The organism is Pelosinus sp. IPA-1 (assembly GCF_030269905.1).
Lineage (GTDB): Bacteria > Bacillota > Negativicutes > DSM-13327 > DSM-13327 > Pelosinus.
Genome location: NZ_BSVC01000011.1, coordinates 88,027 through 106,653, shown reverse-complemented (window position 1 = coordinate 106,653; position 18,627 = coordinate 88,027). Strand labels below are relative to the sequence as shown.

Here is an 18,627-nt window from a genome sequence, read left to right as displayed (position 1 = left end):
AAAACCTCCACTGCTATCCTTATCGATCCTTTATCACTCTTGACAAAGTACAACTGCAAACCGTCATCAAGCATACGCTGGTTACAGGGGCAATCATACTATAAATTTGAAATCCCGGCAAAGTTTTAATCACCATAAATGGCGTCAATATATTCATAAAAAAGGTCAATCCACCTAGGGTAACCCAGTTTAAAGGCTTATCCTTCAAGGCTAACAATGGCCTTACTGCTCCATTTGCTATGCCAATAATTGCGGCTCCAAGTAAAGCACCACCTAACGTATCAACAAAAACTCCTGGTAGTTCTACAATAAGTAAAAACAATAAGACGCCATTAAGAATCATACGCAGCAGAAAACCGCACACGTTTTGGCCCTCCTTCAAATCCTAACTAAAAGTAATACTAATCCTTATTATATCCTGTTGGACAAATCGTTGACAATATATTTTTTGCTCTTATCCCTCACTACTTTCTAACAACAACAAGGCTTGCTTTAGTTCAATACCACCGCCGAACCCTGTCAAGGTACCTTTTGCTCCTATCACACGATGACAAGGAACAACAATCGGTACCCGGTTGCGGTGCAAGGCTCCTCCTACTGCTCGCGCGGCTTTGGGGCTATTAATTTCTCGGGCCAACGCACCATAGCTTGTAGTCTGTCCATAAGAGATCGTTGCCGTAAATTTAAGTACGGCAGCCTGAAAAGAAGTATATCCACGCCAATCAATTGGCACGCCAAATATTACAGCAAAGCCACGCCAATACATATTTAATTCCTGCCTTAGTTGCTCTGACCAAAATTTCACAGCTTCCGTTACTTCGCCTTTTGGCTCTTCAGGCTTATCTTTTACGGGAAAATCCAGCTCCCATAACCCTATATCTGTCCAAATAGCAGTCATATAACCCCAATCTGTTTCTAATATTGTATGCATTTGTTGCATCATCATCCACATCCTTACTAAAAAAAATACCTAGTGCCATATTCTATAGCAACTAGGTATTTTCCTATTTATTTAAATATATGTTTTGCTTCTAATTTATCCGATGACTAAACCGCTCTAAGACTCCCATCTTCATAAGCGGGAGTTAAGAGCGGCTAAGTCCCTGGATAAGAAGGGCTAAGATTCAGATGGAGTTAACTCCATCTGAATCAAGTCTTCTTTATACTAGCTTCATATCTACTAATACTGCATTCATTTTACGAACTGCATCAGCGCTCTTATTGAATTTCTCTTGTTCTACTGCATTTAATTTATAATCAACAACTTTTTCCCAACCATTTTTGCCGATTACAACAGGAACGCCTAGGCAGATATCTTTTTGACCATATTCGCCATCCAATGCCACGCAGCAAGGATATACTTTTTTCTCATCGCGAACAATTGCTTCTACCAATAAAGCACCAGCAGCACCAGGAGCATACCAAGCGGAAGTTCCTAATAAACCAGTTAAGGTAGCACCACCAACCATAGTATCAGCCGCTACTTTTTCCAAAGTTGCTTCATCTAACAATTCAGAAGCAGGAATACCCATGTATGTAGCAAAACGAGTTAATGGAATCATTGTAGTATCACCATGACCACCAATAACCACACCATGAATATCAGTAGCAGGAACAGCAAGAGCTTGGCTCAAATAACATTTGAAGCGAGAGCTATCCAAAATACCGCCCATACCAATAATACGATTTTTAGGCAGGCCACTAGCTTTTAATGCAAGATAAGTCATAGTATCCATAGGATTACTAATGATAACAAAAATAGCATCTGGGGAATATTTCAAAATGCTATCAACTACACCTTTAACAATACCTGCATTAGTACCTATCAAGTCTTCACGAGTCATACCAGGTTTACGAGGAATACCGGAAGTGATGACAACTACATCAGAACCAGCAGTTTTGCTATAATCATTTGTACTACCACTAACCCGAGTATCAAATCCGAGCAAAGTAGCAGTTTGCATCATATCTAGAGCTTTACCTTCTGATACGCCTTCTTTGATATCGAGCAATACCAATTCACTTGCTAATTCTCTTTGTGCAATTACATTTGCGCAAGTTGCGCCTACATTACCAGCACCAACGACAGTAATTTTCATCCTGACATCATCCTCCTAAAGTTTGTACAATATTGTATTCTTAGTATATGTTAACCCTATTAGTAATTATAACTCCCAGCTCATAGGTTTGTATAGATCTTAAGTGAAAAAAAATACATACTATCGAAAAAATAATAACAATAATGTGAAAATAAAGAAAGAAATAAGTAACTAAGTAAAATATAGACCTTTTTTCGAACCACAGAGGACGCAGAGGTGTATATCTACTACGTTAACCACAATCTCTTGCTCTGTGTTTTCTGCGCCTCTGTGGTTAATATCTTTATCAAAAAAACTCCTTCTACAATAGTAGAAGGAGTTCATCGTTAATATGTATTAACGACCGCTATTTTTGCTGAAGCAATCGCGGCAATATACAGGACGATCGCTGCTTGGACGGAAAGGCACTTGTGTTTCTACACCGCAAGCTGCACAAGTTACATCATGCATTTCGCGTTGTGGACGAGCGCCACCACGGTTAAAGCTGCTACCGCCATTATTTCTTTGTTTGCGAGCTGCACGGCATTGTGGGCAACGGCCAGGCTCATTAGTGAAACCTTTTTCGTTGTAAAATTCTTGTTCTGAAGCTGAGAACACGAATTCTGCGTTACATTCGCGGCATGTTAAATTTTTGTCTTGAACCATTGTGATAGTCCCCCTCAAATTTTATGGCCCAAAATGGTTTAGGGTTCACTACTGTCCTTACCAAAAACCTACTTGAGAAGGATATATAATGGAATCTCACTAGACCTATTTAGATGGGCTCAATCATTAGTATACATTTTTTTACTGTGAAAGTAAAGGATTATTGCAATTTTTTGAATTCCAATATTTATTAAAATCCCTTTATAAAAATGTATGAACAACTTTATTCATGCACATACTATTTTTGATTACATCAGCTTAACATTTTGTAGTAGGGAGGTTATATTATATGACGATTCTTGAAAAAGTAAGCTCAGAAACCCGTGGCATATTCAACATGTTTTTTGACAAAGAACCCCTTAACTATTTAGAGGCAGCTAGTTTATATGGGGTCATTGCCCAAGGTCGCTATAACGTTGCTGCGCTAGAAATCCTTTATAACCACGCCGAAGATAAAGAATTAAAAGGCCTAATCAAGGAAGCCCTTGAAAGACACAACAAAACCCTGATTGAGCATTCTGAAGAGATGTTGCAAAATAGCGGTGGTAGCATTCCTTCCTTATCTTTTAACCGTCGTACACTACACAAAACACCTTTAAACATTCCTCCAGATGCCCATCTAACTGATAGTGAAGTTGCCATTGCAGTCGGCACCATGGGTAAGGCGGCACAAATGGCATTGCTAGCAGCATTGCATCAATCCTACCAAGTAGAAGTAGCTTTAATGTATCGAGAAATGTTAGATGCCGGCTTAGACTGGGATTATCGTTTACTGCAACTTATGTTAAACCGTGGTTGGCTCCCACGACTTGCAAAAATTCAGCATTAAGAAAAAACTTGGCTTAGGCCAAGTCCTCGGGCGCAGGCAGAAGCCTTAGTCGTTCTTACTTGGAAGGAAGTGTTATACTTTCTGATTCCGTAAAAATAAAAACCTTCCAGTGTACCTGGAAGGTTTTTTTATTATGCTTGTTTTTCGAATTGGTCTTTGCCTACTCCACATAATGGACAGACCCAATCTTCAGGAATATCTTCGAATTTAGTACCAGGAGCAATACCACTATCTGGATCTCCCTCTTCTGGATTATAAACATAACCACATACTACACATACCCATTTTTCCATTTCTAAAATCCCTCCATTATTTTCTACTAATTTTGTCTCTTACCATTTTACCATATTTATATAAATTAGCAAATGATATCCACTATCAACTAAAAACCTTACCATTTTCGACTGGAGCCGCCACCGCCGCCTGAGCCGCCGCCAAATCCACCACCGCCACCACCACCGCCGCCACCACGCCTAAGCACGATGGATAACAGTAAGTAAGTTATGGTGCCACCAAAAAATATCCAATCTATCATAAATAGAAGAAGAACACCAGCAGCAATCACGACTTTCAGCCACCAGGGAAGGGTATCCCAACCTGAACCTTGATTAGCAGCTTGCGTGCGTTGCACTGGTTTTGCCTCAGTCTTTAGCTCTAGTTTATATTCTTTAGCTACTTCCGTCGCAACAGTAAGGTAACCATTTAAAATTCCTTTATCATAATCTCCATTTTGAAAGTATGGAATCATATAATCATCTTGAATACGCCCTGTCTTCGCATCAGGCAGTGCGCCTTCTAGACCATAACCTACCTCAATACGAGATCGTTTGTCATCCACGACGACTAAGATAAGTACTCCATTATTTAATGTTTTGTCACCAATCCCCCATTTCCGAAGAAGCTCTAAGGAATAATCCTCCAGAGCAGCACCATCTAGGTTTTTTGTCGTGACTACAACAATCTGGGCTTTTGTTTTAGCCGCTAGTTGACTCCCTAAGTTATTGATACGAGCTTTCGTATCAGCACTTACTACACCAGCATAATCCTGAATATAAATACTAGATGTTGGTACTGGTGGTATTTGCGGCTGGGCCCAGGCCACTGCAGCCATCAACAGATATGCCACACATATAATCCAGGCTAGCCTCTTTTTCATAGTCTTCCCTCTCTTATACGAGTAATACTAAACGATCTTCTTAAATAACGTTTAAACGCGAAGAGGCAAAGCCGCTATCGCGGACACAAAGAACACAAAGGAGAATATTATTAACCGCAGAGGCGCAGAGAACACTGAGGGGCTTTAAGAATCCCTAATTACAATTTTTTCTCTGTGGTACTCTATGTCCTCTGTGTTTATTTCTCCCTAAAACTTAACTTGTGGCACTTGTTGAGCACCTTCCGCCTCTTTGAAATATTCCTTTGGGCCAAAGCCTAACTGATCTTCTTAAATAACGTTTAAACACGAAGACGCAAAGCCGCTATCGCGGATACGAAGTACACAAAGGGGAAAATTAGCCGCAGAGGCGCAGAGGACACTGAGGCGATTTATTAAACTATTTATAATCTTTCCCTCTGTGTTTCTCTGTGTCCTCTATGTTCAATTCTCCCTAAAACTTAACTTGTGGTACTTGCTGAGCTCCTTCAGCCGCTTTGAAATATTCTTTGGGACCAAAACCTAACATACCTGCATAAATACTAGAAGGGAAGGTCCGAATTTTAGTATTATACATCTGAACTGAATCGTTATAGTCTTTACGGGCCACTGCTATACGATTCTCTGTTCCAGCCAGTTCATCTGAAAGTTGCCTAAAGTTCTGATCTGCCTTTAAGTTAGGATAGTTTTCTGCAATAACCAGTAATCTAGATAAAGCGCCACCCAATTCATTGTTAGCTTCTGCTTTGGCGGCAGGTCCTTGCCCTCCTGCCAGCTTGGCTCTTGCATCAGCAACTGCTTGAATCGCAGCTTGTTCATGTTTTGCATAACCAGATACGGTGGCTGTTAAATTTGGTATTAAATCAGCACGACGCTGCAATTGATTTTCTACCTGACTCCATTTACCATTCACTGCTTCATTCATACCTACAAGACTGTTATAACCTGAAAATGCTCCTACCACTAGTACTGCAACTAGGGCAAGTACAATCCATATTGTTTTATTCATATTACTTAATCCTCCTTAGAATCGATACTACTTATTATTTTATCCAATTTTAGCGAAAATAGAAAGCAATTATTTTTCCAGTTATCACCGTTGCTGCCTAAAAAAATCATATACGGCTTGCGCCGCGGGGAAAGTCATTGATGGTGCGGCAGCCAATTCTTCTACCGTAGCCCCTTTTATTTTTGGCAGGCTGCCAAAATGATCCCAGAGAGCTTTACGACGTTTGGCGCCAATTCCTGGTACATGATCAAGAACTGACACCATATTCCGCTTGGAGCGCAACGTACGATGATAGGTTACAGCAAATCGATGGGCCTCATCCCGTATGCGCTGCATCAGATAGAGCGCCTGTGAGTGACGAGGTAAAATCAAAGGATCACTCTGACCTTCACAAAAAATATATTCAAATTCTTTTGCTAAACCAATTACAGGAACATCTAGCAAACCAGATCCGCGAATTATGGTAAGAGCCGCACTCAACTGTCCCTTGCCACCATCAATAATGATTAAATCAGGTATTGGTTGATTGGTTGCGCCATAACGCCTACTAACTACCTCCTGCATAGATTTAAAATCATCTGGTTTACCTTCTACTGTGCGTAGCTTATAACGACGATAAGCTTCTTTCTTTGGCATGCCATTTTCAAAAACCACCATAGAGGCAACGGTTTCAGACCCTTGAATATGAGAAATATCAAAGCATTCCATACGTATCGGAGGTGCCTGTAGTCCTAAATATCGTCCAAGATCCGCCATAGCTCCTTCTGTTTGTTCTGAATGGGCTTTGATTTTTCCTTCTTGTTCACTAAGGACAATCGCAGCATTTCCATCAGCCATAGTGACAATATCTTTTTTCGTGCCTCTTTTTGGGATTTCTACAGTTACACGACTGCCTTTTAATTGGCTTAACCAATCCGATAGCAACGCCTGCTCGGGAACATCCATAGGCAGCAATAATTCCTTGGGGATAAAGGTAGACTGGCTGTAATATTGCTTAATAAAAGCAGCTAATACTACATCATCCTCTTCCTGATCACTACCTGCCAGTAAGAAATGATCCCGCCCCACCATTTTGCCACTGCGTATAAAATAAACTTGCACACAAGTTCCTAACGCAGAACGAGCCAGACCAATAGCATCTTGATCCCCTGCGCCGGTAACAATGTTTTGTTTTTCTCTGACTTTTTCTACAGCTGCTAATTGATCCCTGAGTTTTGCAGCTTGTTCAAATTGCAGTTCTTCTGCTGCTAATTCCATCCGTTTTTTTAGACTCTGTACTACAGCATCACTACGACCTTCGAGCAGTAAGCAAACTTCTTTGATCATGCCGTTATAAGTTTCCCTATCTACAAACCCAGCGCAAGGCGCAAGACATCGTTTTATATGATATTCCAAACAAGGGCGTCTGGCATCTAAATTACGACAACTACGCAGAGGAAATAATTTTCTCATTAGTTTAATACTTTCATGGACAGCCCCTGCACTAGTAAAAGGACCAAAATAACGAGCACCATCTTTTTGTACCCTGCGGGTAGCATACAAACGAGGAAAATCTTCATTTGTCGTTACCTTAATATAAGGATAGGTTTTGTCATCTCGCAAACTAATATTGTATTTTGGCCGATGTTTTTTTATTAAATTACATTCAAGAATTAAGGCTTCAATTTCCGAAGCTGTAACAATATATTCTAAATCGGCAATCCGTGAAACCATGGCCTGCACTTTTGGAGAGTGATTGCGACTAGATTGAAAATAGGAACGAACACGATTTTTTAGTACTACCGCTTTGCCAACATAAATAATGTGATCTTGGGCATCCTTCATTAAATAAACACCTGGTTTATCTGGCAAGTGGTTTACTTTTTCTAATAATTCATCATTCATTTTTTACAAAACTCCTTTTGAGAAAAAAATCACATTGCCAAAAACATAAAACTATGAGATAATTGTAACATACTTTTAGCACCTGCTCACAATAAAAATCTAAACTGACCCAATTCCAATATATACCTGAACTTTAATGAGACGTTCAATGTATACATGCATGAAACTCATTGTAGACTTAATTTTTATATACTATAATTAATTTCATTGGTGTTAAGAGCACATTAAACTTTGCTATTTAAATGGGAGGTCAATGCTGATGTTCAAGAGACTACTTATCGCCAATCGTGGTGAAATTGCAGTTAGAATTATTCGAGCCTGCCAGGAACTAGATATTGAAACAGTCGCCGTATATTCAGATGTTGATGCCGATGCTCTCCATGTACAATTGGCTGACCACGCATACAATATCGGGCCTGCAGATGCAATGAAAAGCTATCTAAACATGGATGCGATTATTATGGCTGCCAAAGCATCAAAGGCAGAAGCCATTCACCCGGGATACGGATTTTTATCGGAAAATGCTGATTTTGCTGAAAAGGTTACCAATGCTGGTTTGGTGTTTGTTGGCCCTAGTGCTGAAATCATCCGCCAAGTAGGAAACAAAGATGCAGCCCGAGAAGCCATGAAGGCTGCTGGTCTGCCAATGACAATAGGCAGTGAACCGATTACTAGCAATGAACATGCTTATAAACTTGCCACAGAAATAGGCTATCCTGTTATTTTGAAACCTGTGTCAGGTGGTGGCGGTAAATCTATGTTTGTCGCCAATAACCAGGATGAGTTAGTTAGTGCTTTAAATAAAGTAGATGTGACATATAGCTCTTTTTATTTGGAAACCTATATCTCCGAAGCACGACATATTGAAGTGCAAATTATGGCGGATACCTATGGAAACATTCTTCATGTTGGTGAGCGGGAATGTTCCCTGCAGCGTCGCAACCAAAAAGTTCTTGAAGAATCTCCTTCTAGTGCTTTAACCCCAGAAATGCGTACAAAAGTCGGAGCCATGGCGATTCGTGCCGCAAAAAGCATTTTTTACACCAATTTAGGTACTGTTGAATTTTTATTGGATGTAAAAACAGGTAAGTTCTACTTTATGGAAATTAACCCTCGGATTCAAGTAGAACATGCCGTTACGGAAATGGTCACCGGTATTGATTTGGTACGTCGACAAATTCGTATAGCTGCTGGTGAACCTCTTAACAAAAAGCAAGAAGATATCATTTTTAGCGGTCACGCTATCGAATGCCGAATTAATGCAGAAGATCCCGATATGTGTTTTGCCCCTTCTCCTGGTTATATTGATTTTTACCACGAAGCAGGCGGTCCAAGAGTTCGTGTCGATAGTGGCGTATGTGCTAGCATGACGGTACAACCTCATTATGACTCTATGATTGCCAAAGTCATTGCCCATGGTCGCACTAGAGGGGATGCCATTAAAATTATGCGCAGAGCCTTAGCTGAATTCCGTATTTCTGGCATAAAAACAAATATTAGCTTTCAGCAAGAAGTCTTGAATAACCCTCATTTCTGTAGTGGTAATATCGACACTCAATTTATTTATAAACGCATGACTCCTCGTAAAGAAGAAGAATGCGAAATAGAAAACGAAAATAGAAAATTTTATTCCCAAGAGTAGGCGCTAGCGCCTACTCTTTTTTATTCTTATGGGATAAACTGAGGACGATTTAACCGCAGAGAGCACAGAGGACACAGAACGAAGCAATGAGGGTTTACTATTATCCTCTCTGTGACCTCTGCGCCTCTGCGGTTAATTCTGTTATTCTCGTATTCCTCTTTCTAATATAGGAGCCAAATATTGTCCGGTATAGGACTCCGCAGTTTTTGCGATTTCTTCAGGAGTACCTTTAGCAATAATCGTACCGCCTCGACTGCCACCTTCTGGTCCTAGATCTATTACATAATCCGCAGTTTTTATTACATCAAGATTATGTTCAATTACTACAACGGTATCCCCGCCATCTGCTAAACGCTGAAGCACCGTAAGCAAACGATGAATATCGGCTGTATGAAGACCAGTGGTCGGCTCATCTAAAATATATAACGTCTTACCTGTACTGCGCCTTGCTAGTTCCGTACCCAATTTTATTCGCTGGGCCTCTCCTCCAGATAAGGTGGTGGCAGGCTGCCCCAGCTTAATATAGCCAAGACCAACATCCTGTAAAATTTGTAACTTCCGTTGAATCTTGGGGATGTTTTGAAAGAACTCTACCCCCTCATCAACTACCATATCCAGCACTTGAGAGATACTTTTTCCTTTATATCGTACTTCTAACGTTTCTCTGTTATAACGATCGCCTTTACATACTTCACAAGGAACATAAACATCAGGCAAAAAGTGCATTTCAATTTTGATAATACCATCGCCACGACAAGCTTCACACCGTCCGCCCTTAACATTAAAACTAAAACGCCCAGGCTTATAGCCTCGCATTTTTGCTTCTTGGGTTTGACTAAAAACTTCCCGAATGACATCAAATAATCCTGTATAGGTAGCTGGATTGGAACGAGGCGTACGACCAATTGGTGACTGATCAATATCAATTATTTTGTCAATATTCTCTACGCCACGAATGTCATCATGGGCTCCCGGACGCTGTTTCGAACCAGGATATACCCTCGATGCCAAACCTTTGTATAAAATTTCGTTGACTAAAGTACTCTTACCAGAGCCTGACACTCCTGTCACAGCAGTAAATACGCCTAAAGGAAACTTCACTGTAACTTTCTTTAGATTATTTTCTTTGGCACCTACGACCTCTAGCCACTTGCCGTTGGGTTTACGCCTTACTTTTGGTATGGGAATGTATTTACTTCCATTTAAATATTGTCCAGTAATGGATTCTGAGCAAGCCTTAATCTCGTCGACTGTGCCTTGGACTACTACTTGTCCACCATGGGCACCCGCTGCTGGGCCAATATCAATAATATGATCTGCTGCGTACATCGTGTCTTCATCATGTTCAACGACCAATAAACTGTTACCCACATCTCGCAAATGCCGCAAGGTGGCCAATAGACGATTGTTATCTCGTTGATGCAGCCCAATGCTAGGTTCGTCCAGGATATACAATACCCCAACTAAACCAGAACCAATTTGGGTAGCTAAACGAATTCGCTGTGCTTCACCACCAGATAAGGTGCCTGCTGCCCGATCTAATGTCAAATAATCTAACCCAACATTTAGTAAAAAGCCAAGTCGAGCATTAATTTCTTTGAGAATTTGCTGGGCAATGGTCTTTTCCCTTTCTGTCAGCTCTAAATTACGGAAAAACTCCTGACTTTCCCCAATCGTTGCTGTAGTCACTTCATAAATATTCTTACCACCGACCTTAACGGATAAGGCTTCCGGTTTTAATCTAGCTCCCTTACACTTAGGACAAGGTTTCGTACTCATATATTCTTCAATGTCTTCCCGAGACCAATCGGAAACAGTTTCTCGATATCTACGGTTCAATAAAGGAATTACACCTTCAAAAACAGCGTAATAAGTTTTGCTTTCTCCATACATGTTGTCATATTCAAAATGGAACTTTTCCAGTCCTGAACCTGTCATAATAATTTCTTGTACCTCAGGAGATAAACTTTCCCAAGTATTCGTTAAAGAATAATTATATTTTTCCAAAACAGCTTCCAATTGACACATGAAATAGGAGTTGGTATTTTTACTTAATGGCGCGATGGCCCCATCAAGGAGAGCTTTACTAGGATCTGGAATGATAAGAGATGGATCAACCTCCATATTGTTCCCCAGACCAGTACAATCAGGACAAGCACCAAATGGACTATTAAAAGAAAAGATCCTTGGGGCAATTTCTGGCAGACTAATCCCACATTCGATACAAGCAAAATTTTGGCTAAAGATTTTTTCTTGGTCACCAACGATATCAACATTGACGACACCTTCCCCCAAGGTAAGAGCTGTCTCTAAGGAATCGGCTAAACGCTGGGTAATTCCTTCTCGCACAACGATTCGATCCACTACCACCTCAATGGTGTGCTTTTTGTTTTTTTCTAATTTAATTTCTTCTGCAATATCGCGAATTTCCCCATCGATTCGCACCCTAACATAGCCATTTTTGCGGATATCCTCAAGCACTTTCTGGTGCTCCCCTTTTTTGCCACGTATTACACCGGCAATTAACATGAGGCGAGTTCCCTCCGGTAAGGCAACCAATTGATCCACCATTTGCTGAATTGTCTGTTGGCTAATGGGTTTACCACATTTAGGACAATGAGGCCGTCCTGCCCTTGCAAATAAGAGACGTAAATAATCATAGATTTCCGTTACTGTTCCCACCGTAGAACGAGGATTACGACTGGTCGTTTTTTGGTCAATTGAAATAGCCGGTGATAAACCTTCAATATAATCCACATCCGGCTTGTCCATTTGTCCCAAAAACTGACGAGCATAGGCAGACAGTGACTCTACATACCGTCTTTGCCCCTCAGCATATATCGTATCAAAAGCTAAGGAAGACTTGCCAGACCCACTTAGGCCAGTAATAACCACTAACTCATTACGTGGGATTTCTATATCAATATTTTTCAAATTGTGCTGTCTCGCACCTTTAATAACAATTTTTTCTTTCACTAGAATGTTCCTTTCTGTCACAAAATATTTAATTGAACCACAAAGACACAAAGGACACAAAGATTTTCACTGGGGATTACCACAATACACCCCCTTACAAGATCCTTTGTGTGCCGCAAAGCGGCATTGTGTCTTTGTGGTTCATAATTACTTTTTCTTTTTACTCCTAGGTGGCGACTCTTTTGGTGCTTTGCCAACTCGCCCTTTTAGTTCAACAATCATATCTCGAAGTTCGGCAGCCCGTTCAAACTGGAGTTGCTTAGAGGCAAGGCGCATTTCTTTTTCTAGATTACCAATTAAGTCTAACATTTCCCCTTGGCTCATGTTTCCTAGACGGTCTGTTTTATATATTTCGGGTGTTTCTGCTACCTTAGTTGTTTCAATCAATTCCTTGACTTTCTTTCGGATAGTCATCGGGGTAATGCCGTGTTCCTCGTTATAAGCCTCTTGAATTGCACGGCGACGATTGGTTTCTTCCATTGCTCGTGCCATAGATTTAGTAATCACGTCGGCATACATAATAACTCGTCCATTCACATTACGTGCAGCTCTACCAATGGTCTGAATTAGAGAAGTATCGGAACGCAAAAAGCCTTCTTTATCTGCATCTAATATCGCCACCAAAGTGACTTCCGGCAAATCTAAACCTTCCCGTAAGAGGTTGATGCCAATCAATACATCAAAAACACCAGCCCGCAAATCACGAATAATTTCTCCCCGCTCAATGGTAACAATATCAGAATGTAAATACCGTACACGGATTCCCATCTCTTTTAAAAACTCTGTGAGATTTTCTGCCATCTTTTTAGTTAAGGTAGTTACTAAAACCCTTTCATTGGCAGCAGCTCGTATTTTGATTTCACCTAGCAAATCATCCATCTGACCTTTGATAGGACGTACTTCTACTTCAGGATCGATAAGACCCGTTGGCCGAATGACTTGCTGGGCAACTTGACTAGCCTCCCCTAATTCATAAGCGCTTGGTGTCGCCGATACATAGACAATTTGGTTAATGCGCTCTGTAAACTCTAAAAAGGTAAGAGGCCGATTATCGAAAGCAGAAGGCAAGCGGAAACCATTCTCCACCAGAGAGGCTTTGCGGGCTTTATCTCCTGCATACATAGCCCGAAGCTGGGGAAGCATGACATGAGACTCGTCCACAACAATCATAAAATCCTCAGGAAAATAATCAATGAGTGTATAAGGAGAATCTCCTGGATTACGCCCTGTTAGATGGCGAGAATAATTTTCGATCCCTGAACAATATCCCATTTCTTGCATCATTTCCAAATCATATTTCGTCCGCTGCTCTAGGCGTTGAGCTTCTACCAACTTACCATTCGCCTTAAAAAATGCCAATTGTACTTCTAGTTCTGCCTCAATATCTCTTACTGCCCTGAGCATATTTTCCCTGGAGGTAACATAGTGAGAGGCAGGATAGATGGCAATGTGCTTGCGTTCTGCCATAATTTCGCCTGTTAAGGTATCAATCTCTAAAATCCGTTCAATTTCATCACCAAATAATTCCACTCGGATCGCTCTTTCCCCATAGGCTGCAGGAAAGATTTCTACCACATCGCCCCGTACCCTAAATTTGCCGCGAATAAAATTAATATCATTTCGTTCATATTGAATAGCAACTAATTTACGTAAAATTTCATCGCGGTCTTTTGTTTGTCCTTGCCGTAAAGATAGAACTAGACCATGATATTCATCTGGCGAACCTAAACCATAGATGCAAGATACACTGGCAACTATAATCACATCACGTCGCTCGAATAGGGAACTGGTAGCAGAGTGACGCAATTTATCAATCTCATCATTAATCGAAGCATCTTTCTCAATATAGGTGTCTGTATGAGCAATATATGCTTCTGGTTGGTAATAATCATAATAGCTGACAAAATACTCCACTGCATTGTTAGGAAAAAACTCCTTGAATTCACTGGCTAATTGAGCAGCCAGTGTTTTATTATGAGCAATGACTAAGGTTGGTTTTTGAACCTGTTCAATTAATTTAGCAATAGTGAAGGTCTTTCCTGTGCCTGTTGCCCCAAGAAGCACCTGGGCCTTTTGCCCTTCTAAAATACCCGTTTCCAGGGTACGGATGGCAGAAGGCTGATCTCCTGTCGGCACGAAAGGAGCTTCTACTTTAAAAGGTATGCCTCCCTCATGATAGGTCGTATTCAACTTAGGAACAGTAGCCATAATATCACCAGTCTTTACAAAATATTAATCCACATTATATATATTTTATCTTATCACAGTACATACGTTCGGTCAAAGTGAAATTTAATGACAGTCATAATTCTATTATATAATAATTCTCTTATAATATATATTGTTTTTAAATTACTATATTTACTATTTATTCCTCCACTTTTTTTTCACTTTCTCCCACAACCAAAACTTATCTTCCGTTAACTCTACATAATATAATTCGTTGCCTTCTGGTACTAAAATCACACCTAACATTCGCTGACCTTTGGAGAATTTCACCTTCGTCTCCATTTTTTGACCATCTCTTACCATTTGTATCATAAATTCGTTGGGGACAAGGGAAATAGCCTCTGCCAATTGATCCCTTCTGTTGATCGGCATACCATGTAAGGTTAACAAAATATCACCGGATTTTACCCCTGCCTTTGGTGCTGGAGTATCAATTACCGTATCTAATACCATAAGCCCCTCAGTTGGCGGTACATAACGAGGAATGCCTTCCAATTCTCGTCGACTGTCTAGTTGAATTAGCATTTCATGGCCTAAGAAAGAGACCATCGCCGCCACACCTTGCAGCCATTTATAATGAATGGATAATAAGGCTAATGCCAAGAGTATAGTACTATAAATAGCTAGATGAAAAGCTGATTTCCGGCGACGCCTTTTAGGTGAACTAGCTACCGCAATATCGGTATAGCCTAAAGCAGCGACTACAGGAATCATTGCGTACATCCATATATGTCCTTCGGGCAGACTCATACTGATTGGCAACAAAGGCCACCAGTCAGGCATAGGCAATACTCCTGCCGGAACCTTACTTTCAGGCAATGCAACCGCCGACATCAAAAGCAAAGGCAGTGGCCAAAAATTTTGTAAATTAAAAGCCCCTACTAATTGTCCATTTCTTCGCTTTAAAATAACAGGCATACTGCCATAATATCCACTGATGGCAATTAGTATACTTTCGGTGATATGAAGAACCGCCACTAGCACTAATACCTGAGATACATCTACCGCTGGCCAGCCAATTAATACTTTTGACAAAGCCACTAAACCTCCCGCATAGGCAAAACATAAGAATCGCATATTAATTGCCATTAGTAATATAGCCACCGGCCAAATGTAGGCAAGACCTAATTGATCTACATTAATCCCGACTACCGTTAATAGAAAACTCCCCAACATACCCCCAATACTCCCTAGCAACACAGCTAAGGTCACCTGCTGAGTGAGTGAAAAATTACATATTCCAAACATACGTTTTTGACTTTTTTGCAATTGCCAATATTGATAAGTAACTAGGGCAATAATCACCCAAAAAATAGGTTGAAAAAAAGCTGCTACTACACCACCAATTGCCAGCCGAATCAATTCCTGCCATGGAAACATCATCTCACCTCAAATTTAATAGTATTTGTGGGTAAAACATGGAACCGTTTAACCACAGAGGCGCAGAGAGCACTGAGGGGGCTAATATCTTAAATCTAATCTTTTCTCTGTGTCCTCTGTGCCTCTGCGGTTCAATCCCTTCGTTCCTAACTACATTCAAAAAACTATAAATCTACCATTAGAAAAAAGCGGCTAAGCAAAAGCCCGCCGCTACCTTTCTTTATTTACCCAACTTTTCTTTTACGAATTGTGTGGCTTTGTCTAGTTGTATATCCTTCGTTGCATCTTTTTCCATTTCTACTTTAATATCTGGCTCAATACCAATTCCATTGATGGAACGATCGTTAGGTGTTAGGTATTTTGCAATCGTTAATTTTATCGCACTGCCATCTAATCTAAGTACGGTTTGCACAGAACCCTTGCCATAGGTTTTAGTACCGATCAAGGTACCAGAAGCAGTATCTTGGATGGCTCCTGAAACGATCTCAGAAGCACTCGCACTTCCGCCGTTTACTAGCACTGCCACAGGATATTTTACCGCTTCCAAGTTAGAAGAGTGAGTTTCTCTATGCCCATCTCGGGTAACTACAGAAACAACCGGTCCCTTGGGTACAAATTTACTAGCAACTTTCACACTTTCTTCTAATAATCCTCCAGGATTATCCCGAAGATCTAGAATAATGCCCTGCATACCTTCGGCTTCTAATTCTTGATATTTTTGATTAAAGTCACTTCCTGTGTTTTCATTAAACATAGAAATACGAATGTAACCAATTTTATTAGGCAGCATTTTGCCTGAGACGGTTTTAATTTGAATGTTGGATCGTTGTAAAACAACATCCTTCAGCGGCTCACTTTCATGACGAATTGTGAGTGTGACTTGTGAGCCTTCTGGACCACGGATTTTACCCACGGCTTCATCCAATGCCATATCCTTTGTATCGTTTCCATCAATCTTAATGATTTGATCCCCGCTTTTGATTCCTGCCTTATCACTCGGTGTACCTTCAATCGGCGAAACGACTGTCAAAGTTTTGTCCTTTACCCCAAGAACCATGCCGACCCCACCAAAGGAACCTTCCGTTTCCACCATGAATTCCTTATACATCTTGGGATCCATATAAACGGAATGAGGATCACCCAAAGAGCTAACCATACCTTTCACAGCACCCGCCACCAAGGTATCCGTGTCTACAGGTTCCACATAGCGAGCCTTGACAATCTGCAAGGCCCGAAAGAACTTTAACGTGCTGACGATATCTGCAGAGTTTCCCCTTAGCAGATATAAGAATCCAGCTGTTGTTACAGTGAAGGTAAATACAACCAATAAGATGGCTGCTACAATAATTTTACGACGACTCAATACATACACCCCAATTCGAGAGTTGAATCAACGTTCACCTCTTCGCTAATATACCCTATAAAAACATACATATTAACTATATGCAGAACACGCATTAAATATTCCATAAGGGCACCCACTTTGGGTACCCTTATGGCAAATTATCAACCTTTTATCCGATGACTAAGCTGCTCTAAGACTCTCATGCGGAAGTTAATAGCAGCTAAGTCCCTGGATAAGTGCGACTAAGATCCAGATGGAGTTAAAACTCCATCTAAATCAAGTCTTCTTTATGGCAAATAGTCCATTGGATTCGTTGGTGATCCGTTCTGCCGCACTTCAAAATGCAAATGAGGTCCTGTAGAGTAGCCTGTCGAACCTACTCGGGAAATAACTTCCCCCTTACGTACTCTTTGCCCTTCACTTACTAGCAGCTCCGAATTGTGCCCATATAAAGTAGAAATGCCATTACCATGCTCGATAATTACGGCTTTACCATAGCCACCCATCCAATCTGCATACATAACGACACCACTATCTGCCGCTCTAACCGAATCTCCATAATCAGCACCAATATCAATACCACTATGGTAACGAGATGTCCCAAAAATGGGATGGGTGCGCCAGCCATAGGGTGACGTAATTTCAGTAACATCTGTCGGCCACATCATAGAGCCTGTACCACTGCTAGGCCCTTGCTTCTTATTTTGGTTTCGGCGAATCATATCTTCAATCTTACGTGAAGTTTCTAGGAGTTCCTGGTAGGACTGCTCTGCAGTATCCCGCTCACTGACTGCCGAAGCCAAAACAGCTTCCCGCTCTTTCTTACTAGACTCAATAATCTTTTTCTTTTCTATTGCTACTTGCTTCAATGTTAAAATTGAGGCACGATCACTTTCTAATTCTGACCTCTTCTGTAATACTAGCTCTCGTTCAGCCTTTACTTTGACAATTAACTCAATGTCTTTGTTCATAATTCGTTTCAAAATTTCCATACGAGTTGTAAAATCGCCAAAATCATTTGCACCAAATAGCACATCCAAATAATTTAACTGGCCATTTTGATAAATATCTCGAATACGCTTATTTAAAATCACACCACGTTCCGACAAGCTTTTTTCCGCTTTAGCCAAAACAGCAGAATTTACCTCAATTTTTTCCTCTGTCTCGCTTAACTTCTTTTGGACAGAAAGATAATCACCTTGTGCATTATCTAGTTCCATTTGAACCTTATGCAACTGATCGGAAACACTCTCTACCTTCCGTTTAGCCTGGGCTGATTTCTCCTGTTGCTCCTGCATTTGCTGCTGCACCTGCTGTTGCTGCTCTGCCAATTCATTGGCTAAGGCAGGACCAACAGCTATAATCATCATAACAAGTGCTAAACCTAAGGCCAAATACCGTTTGCTACTAAACATCAAACCCCTCCTGCTTACCCA

Annotated in this window: 15 protein-coding genes; 2 read left to right on the top strand and 13 right to left on the bottom strand. The window is 40.7% G+C overall.

Translation table 11 applies throughout. From position 1 onward, the window contains the following. Window positions 1–19: 19 nt before the first annotated feature. The 4 genes from QSJ81_RS22735 to QSJ81_RS22720 form a co-directional block, all read right to left on the bottom strand. The gene (locus QSJ81_RS22735; RefSeq protein ID WP_285719633.1) at window positions 20–364 is read right to left on the bottom strand and encodes a phage holin family protein; all 345 of its coding nucleotides are present in this window, start codon (window positions 362–364) and stop codon (window positions 20–22) included. A gap of 90 nt (window positions 365–454) precedes the next feature. Continuing rightward, window positions 455–943, bottom strand: a complete 489-nt coding sequence (locus QSJ81_RS22730) for a methylated-DNA--[protein]-cysteine S-methyltransferase (RefSeq protein ID WP_285719632.1) — start codon at window positions 941–943, stop codon at window positions 455–457. 217 nt (window positions 944–1,160) lie between these two features. Continuing rightward, window positions 1,161–2,099 carry a malate dehydrogenase gene (mdh, locus tag QSJ81_RS22725; protein ID WP_285719631.1) on the bottom strand — a complete coding sequence of 313 codons (939 nt, stop codon included), beginning with the start codon at window positions 2,097–2,099 and terminating at the stop codon, window positions 1,161–1,163. A 336-nt stretch (window positions 2,100–2,435) separates the two neighbouring features. Further along, window positions 2,436–2,744 (bottom strand): zinc-ribbon domain containing protein, encoded by a 309-nt coding sequence (locus tag QSJ81_RS22720; protein ID WP_285719677.1) that lies wholly within the window; start codon window positions 2,742–2,744, stop codon window positions 2,436–2,438. Between the two features lie 289 nt (window positions 2,745–3,033). Here QSJ81_RS22720 and QSJ81_RS22715 point away from each other — a divergent pair, with 289 nt between their 5' ends. Next, the gene (locus QSJ81_RS22715; protein ID WP_285719630.1) at window positions 3,034–3,573 is read left to right on the top strand and encodes a DUF3231 family protein; all 540 of its coding nucleotides are present in this window, start codon (window positions 3,034–3,036) and stop codon (window positions 3,571–3,573) included. Window positions 3,574–3,704: 131 nt separating this feature from the next. Here QSJ81_RS22715 and rd read toward each other — a convergent pair whose 3' ends face one another. The 4 genes from rd to uvrC form a co-directional block, all read right to left on the bottom strand. Continuing rightward, the gene (gene rd / locus QSJ81_RS22710; RefSeq protein WP_038673751.1) at window positions 3,705–3,866 is read right to left on the bottom strand and encodes a rubredoxin; all 162 of its coding nucleotides are present in this window, start codon (window positions 3,864–3,866) and stop codon (window positions 3,705–3,707) included. A 98-nt stretch (window positions 3,867–3,964) separates the two neighbouring features. Beyond that, complete coding sequence (locus tag QSJ81_RS22705; RefSeq protein WP_285719629.1) at window positions 3,965–4,729, bottom strand: TPM domain-containing protein; 765 nt, start codon at window positions 4,727–4,729, stop codon at window positions 3,965–3,967. A gap of 451 nt (window positions 4,730–5,180) precedes the next feature. After that, on the bottom strand, window positions 5,181–5,735 hold the full coding sequence (locus QSJ81_RS22700; RefSeq protein WP_285719628.1) for a LemA family protein: 555 nt from the start codon (window positions 5,733–5,735) through the stop codon (window positions 5,181–5,183). 84 nt (window positions 5,736–5,819) lie between these two features. Further along, a complete protein-coding gene (gene uvrC / locus QSJ81_RS22695; protein ID WP_285719627.1) occupies window positions 5,820–7,619 on the bottom strand; it encodes an excinuclease ABC subunit UvrC in 1,800 nt (599 codons plus the stop codon). Between the two features lie 259 nt (window positions 7,620–7,878). Between uvrC and QSJ81_RS22690 the strand changes: the two genes are divergently transcribed. After that, the gene (locus QSJ81_RS22690) at window positions 7,879–9,261 is read left to right on the top strand and encodes an acetyl-CoA carboxylase biotin carboxylase subunit (RefSeq protein WP_285719626.1); all 1,383 of its coding nucleotides are present in this window, start codon (window positions 7,879–7,881) and stop codon (window positions 9,259–9,261) included. A gap of 141 nt (window positions 9,262–9,402) precedes the next feature. On the opposite strand, the gene uvrA is transcribed toward QSJ81_RS22690, so the two are convergent. The 5 genes from uvrA to QSJ81_RS22665 all read right to left on the bottom strand — a co-directional run bounded on the left by uvrA (window position 9,403) and on the right by QSJ81_RS22665 (window position 18,606). Further along, a complete protein-coding gene (gene uvrA / locus QSJ81_RS22685) occupies window positions 9,403–12,237 on the bottom strand; it encodes an excinuclease ABC subunit UvrA (protein WP_285719625.1) in 2,835 nt (944 codons plus the stop codon). A 147-nt stretch (window positions 12,238–12,384) separates the two neighbouring features. After that, window positions 12,385–14,445, bottom strand: a complete 2,061-nt coding sequence (gene uvrB, locus QSJ81_RS22680; RefSeq protein ID WP_285719624.1) for an excinuclease ABC subunit UvrB — start codon at window positions 14,443–14,445, stop codon at window positions 12,385–12,387. A 156-nt stretch (window positions 14,446–14,601) separates the two neighbouring features. Continuing rightward, complete coding sequence (locus QSJ81_RS22675; RefSeq protein ID WP_285719623.1) at window positions 14,602–15,849, bottom strand: serine protease family protein; 1,248 nt, start codon at window positions 15,847–15,849, stop codon at window positions 14,602–14,604. Between the two features lie 217 nt (window positions 15,850–16,066). Beyond that, on the bottom strand, window positions 16,067–17,209 hold the full coding sequence (locus QSJ81_RS22670; protein ID WP_352230927.1) for a S41 family peptidase: 1,143 nt from the start codon (window positions 17,207–17,209) through the stop codon (window positions 16,067–16,069). Between the two features lie 269 nt (window positions 17,210–17,478). Then, on the bottom strand, window positions 17,479–18,606 hold the full coding sequence (locus QSJ81_RS22665; protein WP_285719621.1) for a murein hydrolase activator EnvC family protein: 1,128 nt from the start codon (window positions 18,604–18,606) through the stop codon (window positions 17,479–17,481). Window positions 18,607–18,627 lie beyond the last annotated feature (21 nt).

Excerpts from the sequence above, each read along its gene's own strand:
- QSJ81_RS22700 (WP_285719628.1), bottom strand. The coding sequence starts at position 5,735 with ATGAATAAAACAATATGGATTGTACTTGCCCTAGTTGCAGTACTAGTG.
- QSJ81_RS22690 (WP_285719626.1), top strand. The coding sequence starts at position 7,879 with ATGTTCAAGAGACTACTTATCGCCAATCGTGGTGAAATTGCAGTTAGA.
- QSJ81_RS22730 (WP_285719632.1), bottom strand. The coding sequence starts at position 943 with ATGATGCAACAAATGCATACAATATTAGAAACAGATTGGGGTTATATG.
- QSJ81_RS22705 (WP_285719629.1), bottom strand. The coding sequence starts at position 4,729 with ATGAAAAAGAGGCTAGCCTGGATTATATGTGTGGCATATCTGTTGATG.
- QSJ81_RS22675 (WP_285719623.1), bottom strand. The coding sequence starts at position 15,849 with ATGATGTTTCCATGGCAGGAATTGATTCGGCTGGCAATTGGTGGTGTA.
- uvrB (WP_285719624.1), bottom strand. The coding sequence starts at position 14,445 with ATGGCTACTGTTCCTAAGTTGAATACGACCTATCATGAGGGAGGCATA.
- QSJ81_RS22665 (WP_285719621.1), bottom strand. The coding sequence starts at position 18,606 with ATGTTTAGTAGCAAACGGTATTTGGCCTTAGGTTTAGCACTTGTTATG.
- uvrC (WP_285719627.1), bottom strand. The coding sequence starts at position 7,619 with ATGAATGATGAATTATTAGAAAAAGTAAACCACTTGCCAGATAAACCA.
- QSJ81_RS22715 (WP_285719630.1), top strand. The coding sequence starts at position 3,034 with ATGACGATTCTTGAAAAAGTAAGCTCAGAAACCCGTGGCATATTCAAC.
- mdh (WP_285719631.1), bottom strand. The coding sequence starts at position 2,099 with ATGAAAATTACTGTCGTTGGTGCTGGTAATGTAGGCGCAACTTGCGCA.
- QSJ81_RS22720 (WP_285719677.1), bottom strand. The coding sequence starts at position 2,744 with ATGGTTCAAGACAAAAATTTAACATGCCGCGAATGTAACGCAGAATTC.
- rd (WP_038673751.1), bottom strand. The coding sequence starts at position 3,866 with ATGGAAAAATGGGTATGTGTAGTATGTGGTTATGTTTATAATCCAGAA.